4 protein-coding genes are annotated in these 3,490 nt (G+C 67.2%); 2 read left to right on the top strand and 2 right to left on the bottom strand.

What is annotated here, in order from left to right:
* Positions 1-144: 144 nt before the first annotated feature.
* The gene (locus tag ABZ260_RS48705) at positions 145-546 is read left to right on the top strand and encodes a MarR family transcriptional regulator (RefSeq protein WP_355550010.1); all 402 of its coding nucleotides are present in this window, start codon (positions 145-147) and stop codon (positions 544-546) included.
* Between the two features lie 3 nt (positions 547-549).
* Here ABZ260_RS48705 and rarD read toward each other — a convergent pair whose 3' ends face one another.
* Positions 550-1,467: an EamA family transporter RarD gene (gene rarD / locus ABZ260_RS48700; RefSeq protein WP_355632118.1), complete on the bottom strand. Its 918-nt coding sequence runs from the start codon at positions 1,465-1,467 to the stop codon at positions 550-552.
* Positions 1,468-1,603: 136 nt separating this feature from the next.
* On the opposite strand from rarD, the gene msrA reads away from it, so the two are divergent.
* Positions 1,604-2,293 carry a peptide-methionine (S)-S-oxide reductase MsrA gene (gene msrA, locus ABZ260_RS48695; RefSeq protein ID WP_355632115.1) on the top strand — a complete coding sequence of 230 codons (690 nt, stop codon included), beginning with the start codon at positions 1,604-1,606 and terminating at the stop codon, positions 2,291-2,293.
* 103 nt (positions 2,294-2,396) lie between these two features.
* Here msrA and ABZ260_RS48690 read toward each other — a convergent pair whose 3' ends face one another.
* Positions 2,397-3,107, bottom strand: a complete 711-nt coding sequence (locus ABZ260_RS48690) for a poly-gamma-glutamate hydrolase family protein (RefSeq protein WP_355632112.1) — start codon at positions 3,105-3,107, stop codon at positions 2,397-2,399.
* Between the last annotated feature and the right edge of the window lie 383 nt (positions 3,108-3,490).

Below are 3,490 nucleotides of genomic sequence, written 5' to 3'. Positions count from 1 at the left end.
GTCCAGGACAGGACCCAGCCCGGCCCGGCGACAGCGCCGAGCCGGGTTTTTCGTGTATCTTCCACGATATTACTTGCAGGGCAAAGCAAATAATGTATGTGCATGTAGACTCCCCCCGGATAGCACACTCCAGGAGGAATCACCATGTCGTGGGACCGTTTCGCTCTCTTGCACGCACGCGTGGAGGCGGAGTTGGCCAAGGCACTCCAGCGCGGTCACGGCCTGGGGTTGTCGGAGTACCGCGCACTGATCCAGCTCGCCGCCGTCCCCGACGGCTCCATGCGCATGCAGGAACTCGCCGAGGCGGTGGGGCTCAACCAGAGCTCGGTGACCCGCCTGGTCGCCCGTCTCGAAGGGGCCGGGATGACCCGGCGCAACCTCTGCTCGGACGACCGGCGCGGCGTCTACTCGGTGATCACCGACGAGGGGCGCATCCGCCTGGCCGGTGCCACGCCCACCTACGAGCGCTCCCTGAGTGCCGCGCTGGAGCAGGCGGGCGTCGACCCGGTCTTCACTCCCCTGGTCCTCGCCGTACGCGGCTCCTGAGGCTTATGAGGCGTTCTGTACGGCTACCTGCTTGGGTGCGCGGCGGGCCTGAGTGGCCGTCCTGAGGCTGTCCCAGGTGAAGACCGACAGCGCCAGCCAGATGATGGCGAACCCCACCCAGCGGCTGGGCGGCATGACCTCGCGCATGACGACCACCCCGCACAGGAACTGCAGGATCGGGGCGATGTACTGCAGCAGGCCGATCGTGGTGAGAGGTACCCGAAGCGTGGCGGCGGTGAAGCAGAGCATCGGAACGGCGGTGACCACACCCGCTCCGGCCAGCAGGAGCGCGTGGCCCGCGCCCCAGTTGCCGAACGTGCTCGTCCCCTGCTGTCCCAGGTAGGCCAGGTAGCCCAGCGCGGGCAGCAGCAGCACCAGCGTCTCGATCGTCATGCTCTCCGCCGCACCCACCCCGGCGATCTTCTTGATCAGGCCGTAGGTGCCGAAACTGGCGGCCAGCGCCAGCGCGATCCACGGCGGCCGCCCGTAGTCCACGGTCAGCACGACCACCGCCACCGCGCCCAGCCCCACCGCGGCCCACTGCCACGGCCGCAGCCGCTCCTTCAGTAGCAGAACGCCGAAGAGCACGCTGACCAGGGGGTTGATGAAGTAGCCGAGCGCGCTCTCGACCACGTGCCCGGTGTTGACGGCGTAGATGTAGACGCCCCAGTTGACGGTGACGAGCGCCGCGGCCAGGGTGAGAAGGCCGATCTTCTTCGGGGTGCGCAGCAGCTCGCGGAACCAGGACCAGTGGCGTCGCACCGCCAGGATGGCGACGACGGCGACCAGGGACCAGGCGATGCGGTGGGCCAGGATCTCCAGGGCGCCGGAGGGCTTCAAGAGCGGCCAGTAGAGCGGGAACAGGCCCCACATTGCGTAGGCGGCGATCCCGTAGAGAACTCCACGGCGTGTTTCAGGCATGACCCCTATCTTTACTCCTTACTCGATTTAACACAATTTAGCTGTGCTTTTCGATCAGTTAAGAAACACTTGTGGGAACACGGGGGAGTCGCCCTCGGTTGCTTCCTGGTGAGAACGTGTCAGGAGGAGGTTCGCAATGGGCTGGCTGTTCGGCAAGGACAAGACTTCCATGGTGTCCCCGGAGAACGCGCTGCCGGGCCGTGCCACCAGGATGGCGGTGCCCGGGCGTCATGAGGTTCTCGACGCCCCGCTGGCTCCGCCGTACCCCGAGGGGAGTGAGATCGCGGACTTCGGCCTCGGCTGTTTCTGGGGCGCCGAGCGCATTTTCTGGCAGACCCCGGGTGTGGTCTCCACCTCCGTCGGCTACGGGGGCGGCTACACCCCGAACCCGACCTACGAGGAGGTCTGCACCGGCCAGACCGGTCACACCGAACTCGTCCGCGTCGTCTTCGACCCGGCCCGGGTGTCCTACGAGGAACTGCTGCGCGTCTTCTGGGAGTCGCACAACCCCACCCAGGGCATGCGCCAGGGCAACGACGTTGGCACGCAGTACCGCTCGGCGATCTACTTCCACTCACCCGAGCAGGAGAAGGCCGCCCTGACCTCGCGTGACGCCTACCAGAAGGTCCTCACCGACTCCGGCTACGGCGCCATCACCACCGAGATCGCCCCCGCCGGCGACTACCACTTCGCCGAGCAGTATCACCAGCAGTACCTCTACAAGAACCCCGGCGGCTACTGCGGCATCGGCGGCACCAACGTCAAGCTGGGTGACCCGTCCGAGTGGGCCGCCTGCCAGACGGGCTTGGCCCCGACTGAGGAGTAGTTCTCGCATCTTGTTGTACGGCTCACGCTCACCTTCCGGGCGTGAGCCGTAGTGCCGCCACGCCCGGGCGGGAGGGCATCGCCTATGCGCGGGGGCCCTGCGGTTACTGGCCGGGGCGTGCGAGGACCGAGGCCAGGGCATGGTTGACCGCCGCGGTGTAGCGGTAGAACGCTGGGGTGCGGTTGGCCGGGTTTTCGATCCAGGAGCGGGCCAGCTTCCCGTTTTTGAAGAACTGCTCGCGCTGGCCCTTGGAGAGTTCGAGCTGGACGCCCCTGTGCCTGAGGTTTCTGTTGGCGATGTTGCGTGAGCTGTCCCCGCCGATCTCCTTGGGCACCGAGGTGGCGACCCTGAACCCGGCGGTGCGGAGCCTGGCGGTGACTGCCCTGATCAGCGCGGCGTCGCGGCCGCCCACGTATGTGGTCGCCTCAGCGCCGGATGTGCCGTGCCAGGAGATGGTGTAGCCGACCTTGGCGACCAGTCCGACCCCCTTCGGCTCGTCGAAGTGGGTGGAGGTGAGGTGCAGGGCGGAGTTGCCGGCGGGCTTGATGCCCTCGAAGGAGTAGAAGGCGTGGTCGCCGGTCTTGGCCGCGTGGTCGGCGAGCTGGGTGGTGGGGGCTTCGATGGCGCCGCCGTGGATGGCGATGTGCGCCGCCTGCGCCCCGCGGGGGAGCCGCTGGACGAGACGGTAGTCCTTACCCTCGGCCTCGTGCGCAGCGAGCTCGGCGTAGCCATGGTATTTGTCGGCTGCCTGCGCCGGTGCCGCGCTGCCTCCCAGGACTGCGACAACTCCGAAGGCGAGCAGGGCTTTCCGCACGGTCACTCCTGAGGTGATCTTGGGACGCTACCGGCCAGAAGCCTAGTCGCGCTGCCAGGTGGTTAAGCGTTCCGGTTCGCTGAACTGGGTTACCGGCAGGCGTGGCAGCGGCTGGTGGCGGGCCTGGACGGGCTTGCCGTGGCCGACCCGACCGCGGCGGCGCCGAGCGCCGCACAGTGGTGCTAAAAGATCTTGAAAAAGATTTGAGCGGGTTGTCGAATCGGGGTGGTCTCGTTCGAAGCGTGAGCAGAGGGCCGAGAGGAACACCCGAGAGCCGGCCCCGAACTGGATCGAAGGAGACGTCCGATGCGATACATGATCATTCTTAGGGTCACCAGCCAGCCCACCACCCCGCCGCCGGCGGAGTTGATGGAGGCCATCGC

Source organism: Streptosporangium sp. NPDC006013 (genome assembly GCF_040614275.1).
Lineage (GTDB): Bacteria > Actinomycetota > Actinomycetes > Streptosporangiales > Streptosporangiaceae > Streptosporangium.
This window is presented reverse-complemented; position numbering and strand designations above follow the sequence as displayed.

What these genes read in the sequence shown, in the direction of transcription:
- msrA (WP_355632115.1), top strand. Translation starts at nt 1,604, where the DNA reads ATGGGCTGGCTGTTCGGCAAGGACAAGACTTCCATGGTGTCCCCGGAG.
- rarD (WP_355632118.1), bottom strand. Translation starts at nt 1,467, where the DNA reads ATGCCTGAAACACGCCGTGGAGTTCTCTACGGGATCGCCGCCTACGCA.
- ABZ260_RS48705 (WP_355550010.1), top strand. Translation starts at nt 145, where the DNA reads ATGTCGTGGGACCGTTTCGCTCTCTTGCACGCACGCGTGGAGGCGGAG.